General features: G+C 70.2%; 5 protein-coding genes. 3 read left to right on the forward strand and 2 right to left on the reverse strand.

What is annotated here, in order from left to right; translation table 11 throughout:
* Both AOK00_RS26900 and AOK00_RS26905 read left to right on the forward strand, forming a co-directional pair.
* Positions 1–1,238: MFS transporter (locus AOK00_RS26900; protein ID WP_055602850.1), on the forward strand; the 1,238-nt coding region annotated here is incomplete at its 5' end.
* Between the two features lie 35 nt (positions 1,239–1,273).
* Positions 1,274–2,074, forward strand: a complete 801-nt coding sequence (locus AOK00_RS26905; protein WP_055602851.1) for a TetR/AcrR family transcriptional regulator — start codon at positions 1,274–1,276, stop codon at positions 2,072–2,074.
* A gap of 79 nt (positions 2,075–2,153) precedes the next feature.
* Here the strand turns inward: AOK00_RS26905 and AOK00_RS26910 are convergent, their stop codons facing one another.
* Positions 2,154–3,773 (reverse strand): MDR family MFS transporter, encoded by a 1,620-nt coding sequence (locus AOK00_RS26910; protein WP_055602852.1) that lies wholly within the window; start codon positions 3,771–3,773, stop codon positions 2,154–2,156.
* A gap of 15 nt (positions 3,774–3,788) precedes the next feature.
* Complete coding sequence (locus tag AOK00_RS26915; RefSeq protein ID WP_254047514.1) at positions 3,789–4,256, reverse strand: MarR family winged helix-turn-helix transcriptional regulator; 468 nt, start codon at positions 4,254–4,256, stop codon at positions 3,789–3,791.
* Positions 4,257–4,446: 190 nt separating this feature from the next.
* Between AOK00_RS26915 and AOK00_RS26920 the strand changes: the two genes are divergently transcribed.
* Positions 4,447–4,674 carry a hypothetical protein gene (locus tag AOK00_RS26920; RefSeq protein WP_055602853.1) on the forward strand — a complete coding sequence of 76 codons (228 nt, stop codon included), beginning with the start codon at positions 4,447–4,449 and terminating at the stop codon, positions 4,672–4,674.
* The last annotated feature ends 212 nt before the right edge of the window (positions 4,675–4,886 follow it).

A 4,886-nucleotide genomic window follows, 5' to 3' on the forward strand; every position in this document is an offset into this window, starting at 1 on the left:
GTCATGAGCAGCGCGCCGCCGACGCCCATGCCCGCGCGGGCGGCGATCAGCTGCGTGGTCGAGTCGGCGAGTCCGGCGGCGCGCTGCTCATGACCACCACCCTCGCCGTCGTCATGCAGATCTTCGACGACTCGGAGCGGGTGAAGGCCATCGCGCTCTGGTCCACCGTCGCCTCCCTCGGCTTCGCCGGCGGGCCGCTGATCGGCGGCGTGATCCTGAACCACTTCTGGTGGGGAATGATCTTCCTGATCAACATCCCGGTCGCGGTCGTGGCCCTGGTCGCCGTCCTGAAGCTCGTACCGGAGTCCAAGAACCCGCAGGGCGAGCGGCCCGACCTGCTCGGCGCGCTGCTCTCCACCATCGGCATGACCGCCGTCGTGTACGCGATCATCAGCGGCCCCGAGCACGGCTGGGTCTCCGCCCAGGTGCTGGTCCCGGCCGCGATCGGGCTGCTCGGTCTCGGCGCGTTCGCGCTGTGGGAGCTGCACACCCCGTACCCGATGCTCGACATGCACTTCTTCCGGAACCAGAAGTTCATCGGCGCCATCGGCGGTTCGATCCTGGTCGTCTTCGGCATGGGCGGCTCGCTCTTCCTGCTCACCCAGCACCTGCAGTTCGTGCTCGGCTACGAGCCGCTGGAGGCCGGTCTGCGGATGGCGCCGCTCGCGCTGACGATCGTCGGTCTCAACCTGACCGGCATCGGCCCGAAGATCGTCATGAAGCTGGGCACCCCGCCGACCGTCGTCCTCGGCATGACGCTGGTCGCCGGCGGTCTGACCTCGATCTCGCTGCTCGGCGGCGGCACCGACGGCAGCTACGCGGGCATGCTCCTCGGCCTCGTCCTGATGGGCGGCGGCATCGCCGTCTCCTCCCCGGCCATGGCCAACGCGATCATGAGCTCGATCCCGCCGGAGAAGGCGGGTGTGGGCGCCGGGATCAACGGCACCCTCGCCGAGTTCGGCAACGGCCTCGGTGTCGCCGTCCTCGGCGCCGTCCTCAACGCGCGCTTCGCCGCCCTCGTCGCCGTCACCGCGACCTCCCTCCCGGCCGCCCTGGCGGCCGCCGGCGGCGAGGCCGAGCGGCGGGAGATCTCGGACGCCTTCGCCTCCGGCCTCCAGACCAGCCAGCTGGTCGGCGCGATCGCCGTCTTCGCCGGCGGTCTGGTGGCGGCGGCCCTGCTCCGGCGGGCCGAGCGGACGGAGAAGGCCCTGCCGCCCGAGCAGTCGATCGCTGCCTAGCATGGTCACGGAGAACTGACAGACGGAGGAACGCGATGGTCAAGGCAGCCGACCGGGCCAAGAACCCGGCGCGTTCCAGCGTCTGGCTGGAGACCCGGACGCCACGGAGCGGCGGCGGGCCGGCCGGTCTCGACCGGGACCGGATCGTCGCCGCCGCGATCCGGATGCTCGACGAGGAGGGCCTGGCCGGGCTGTCGATGCGCAAGCTCGCGGCCGAGCTGAACGTCACCGCGATGTCCCTGTACTGGTACGTGGACACCAAGGACGACATCATCGAGTTCGCCATGGACAGCGTGTACGGCGAGTTCGACCTCGCGGCGGTCGAGGCCGCCGACGGCTGGCGGGACATGATCCGGGTGCTCGCCCTGGAGTACCGCCGGATGCTGGTCCGCCACCCGTGGATGTCGCCGAGCGCCGGCCAGTACCTGAACATCGGCCCGCACGCGATCGCCGTCGCAACCAGGATCCAGGAGGCGATCGGCGGCACCGGCCTGCCGATCGACCGTCAGCCCAGTGCGACGTCGGCGGTCTTCCAGTTCGTGTACGGCTACGGGACGATCGAGTCCCAGTTCGGGCGGCGCGCGGCGGAGGCCGGGATGTCGCAGGACGACTTCTACGGGGAGTCCGTCAAGGCCTTCCGCGACAACCCGGGCTTCGTGGAGGCCATCGAACCCATGGCGGAGATCCTGGACGAGCGGGCCTCGCACGGCAGCGTCTCCCAGATCTGGGACCGCGACTTCGCCTATGCCCTGGACGTCCTGGTCGCCGGCATCGAGACGATGGTTTCCCGTGAAACCGAGGCCCGGGGTACCGGCACCTCTGAGACCGGGACATGACGGAGCGGCGGGCCGTCCCCTGCCCGCCGCTCCGTTCGACCCGGCCGCGCCTCCGCTCGAAGCGCGGCCGGGAGTCTCTCTAGGCCTCCGCGGCCACCGCCTTCTCGTCGCCCTTCACCGAGCTGCTCTTCAGGGCGACTTCCTTGATGAAGAGCGTCACCACGAAGGCCAGCAGCGCGAACGGCGCCGAGTAGAGGAAGACATCGGCGACACCGTGTCCGTACGCGTCCTCCATGACCGTGCGGATCGGGGCCGGCAGCTTGTCCATGTCGGGGATGCCGCCGCCCGTGCCGCCGTTGCCCATGGCGCCCGCGGCCTTCGGACCGAGCTCGGCCAGGCCCTCCTTGACGTAGCTCGTGACCCGGTGGGCCATGACCGCGCCGAGCGCCGAGACACCGATCGCGCCGCCCAGGGAGCGGAAGAAGGTGACGACGGAGGAGGCGGCGCCGAGGTCGGCGGGGGCCACCTGGTTCTGGGTGCAGAGCACCAGGTTCTGCATCATCATGCCGAGGCCGAGGCCGAGGACCGCCATGAACAGCGCGATGTGCCAGTACGCCGTGTCGTAGCGGATCGTGCCGAGCAGGCCGAGACCGCCCGCGGCGAGGGCGCCGCCGCTGACCAGCCACGCCTTCCACCTGCCCGTCTTGGTGATGACCAGACCCGAGACGGTGGAGGAGACGAAGAGGCCCGCGATCATCGGGATGGTGAGGACGCCGGACATCGTCGGCGACTCGTTCCGCGCCAGCTGGAAGTACTGGCTGAAGAAGACCGTGCCGGCGAACATCGCGACACCCACGAAGAGCGAGGCGAGCGAGGCGAGGGTGATCGTGCGGTTGCGGAAGAGGCGGAGCGGGATGATCGGCTCGCTCGCCTTCGACTCGACGAGCAGGAAGATCCCGCCGAGCGCGATCGCGCCGAGCACCATCACGGCCGTCTGCCAGGACATCCAGTCGTACTTGTCGCCCGCGAAGGTGACCCAGATGAGCAGCAGGGAGACCGCGGCGCTGATGAAGAAGGCGCCGGCCCAGTCGACCTTGACCTTGCGCTTCACGACGGGGAGCTTGAGGGTCTTCTGCAGGACGATCAGCGCGATGATCGCGAAGGGTACGCCCACGTAGAAGCACCAGCGCCAGCCGAGCCAGTCGGTGTCGGTGATGACACCGCCGAGCAGCGGGCCGCCGACGGTGGCGACGGCGAAGGTCGCGCCGAGGTAGCCGCTGTACCGGCCGCGCTCACGCGGGGCGATCATCGCGGCCAGGATGATCTGGGAGAGGGCGGTCAGACCGCCGACGCCGATGCCCTGCACGACACGGCAGGCGATGAGCATGCCGGTGCTCTGCGAGAGGCCGGCGACGACCGAGCCCGCCACATAGATGACCAGGGCTATCTGGACGAGCAGCTTCTTGGAGAAGAGGTCCGCGAGCTTGCCCCAGAGCGGGGTGGTCGCGGTCATCGAGAGGAGTGCTGCGGTGACCACCCAGGTGTAGGCGGACTGGCCGCCCCCGAGGTCGGTGATGATCTGGGGGAGGGCGTTGGAGACGATCGTCGAGGACAGGATGGCGACGAACATGCCGAGCAGCAGCCCGGACAGCGCCTCCATGATCTGCTTGTGCGTCATCGGGGCGCCGCCGGAGGCGGTGTCCCCCTGCTTGGCGCTCCCGCCGCTCACACCGGTCTCTGGTGTGGTGGTCGTAGCCATCAACTTCCTTCGTTCTCAAGCGTGGTGGGCCCGGCAGTCCCCGAAGGAGTCGCGGAGGCGGGCGAGCAGGTCGGTGAGCAGTTCGACGTCGTCGTCGGACCACTCCGCGAGGTTGCGGGCGAGCATGTCGGTCAGCCGTCGGTCGAGGACGGCGAGCATGTCTTCGCCCGCCCGGGTCAGGTGCAGGATCCGGGAGCGCCGGTCGGCGGGGTCGGGCAGACGCTCGACCCAGCCGCGGTCCACGGTGTGGGCCACGTGACGGCTGCTGACCGACATGTCGACGGCCATCAGCTCGGACACCCGGCCCATCCGCATGTCGCCGTGGTGGTTGAGCAGGGCGAGGACGATGGCGGATCCGCTGGGGCACTCGGCGGGCAGGACCCGCGCGAGTCCGCGCTTCACCGCTCCGATGGCGCTCACCTGGCGGGCGAGGTTCTCGTAGCGGTTGCCCCGGTCCGTCGAGCTGTCCATCGAGTCGTCCATCGGGCACTCCACAGATGTTGTTGCTTAGGGCAACCATAGAGATCGATGGTTGCTCCAGGCAAACTAAATCGGTCAAACGGCGCTAAAGAATAGGCAAAGGTGGAGCGGAGGTGTGGGTCGCGGACGGTTCCGCAGAGGTGGGGGTACGGGGCTTGGGCCCCTCACCCGTACTTCGCTAGGGTCCTGACCCATGGCACACAACCCCCAAGCACCGTACGGCCAGGGCCAGGGCCCCGAGGGCTCCTACGACCCCGCCGGCAACACGCAGATGTTCCGCGCCTTCGTCGACGAGGGCGCCCCGCAGCAGCGGCAGCCGCAGGTCGCGGCCGCGTCGGGCGGCCCGAAGGTCGGCCTGATCGTCGGCGTGGTCGCGGTGATCGTCGTCCTGGCGGCCGTCGCCTGGCTGGCCCTGGGCTGACCGACCCGTCCTTCACCGAGCCCCCGGGTGGGCCGGATCCGCGTCACGCGGACCCGGCCCACCTTTCTTTTCGCGCGCCAGGGGCCCGTGCTTCGGGGGCGCGGGCGGCGAGCGCCATGCCCGCGGCCGGCCGGGGGCAGAGGTCGGCCCGGGGGTCGCGGCCCACGCGGGCCGCCAGTTCCTCCGTCAGCTCCTCGCCACCGCGGTGGCGA

Source organism: Streptomyces aureus, from assembly GCF_001418135.1.
In the GTDB taxonomy this organism is placed as follows: Bacteria; Actinomycetota; Actinomycetes; order Streptomycetales; family Streptomycetaceae; genus Streptomyces; species Streptomyces aureus_A.

Bases quoted from the DNA above. Each gene is read 5' to 3' on its own strand.
- AOK00_RS26905 (WP_055602851.1), top strand. From the start codon at position 1,274: ATGGTCAAGGCAGCCGACCGGGCCAAGAACCCGGCGCGTTCCAGCGTC.
- AOK00_RS26910 (WP_055602852.1), bottom strand. From the start codon at position 3,773: ATGGCTACGACCACCACACCAGAGACCGGTGTGAGCGGCGGGAGCGCC.
- AOK00_RS26915 (WP_254047514.1), bottom strand. From the start codon at position 4,256: ATGGACGACTCGATGGACAGCTCGACGGACCGGGGCAACCGCTACGAG.
- AOK00_RS26920 (WP_055602853.1), top strand. From the start codon at position 4,447: ATGGCACACAACCCCCAAGCACCGTACGGCCAGGGCCAGGGCCCCGAG.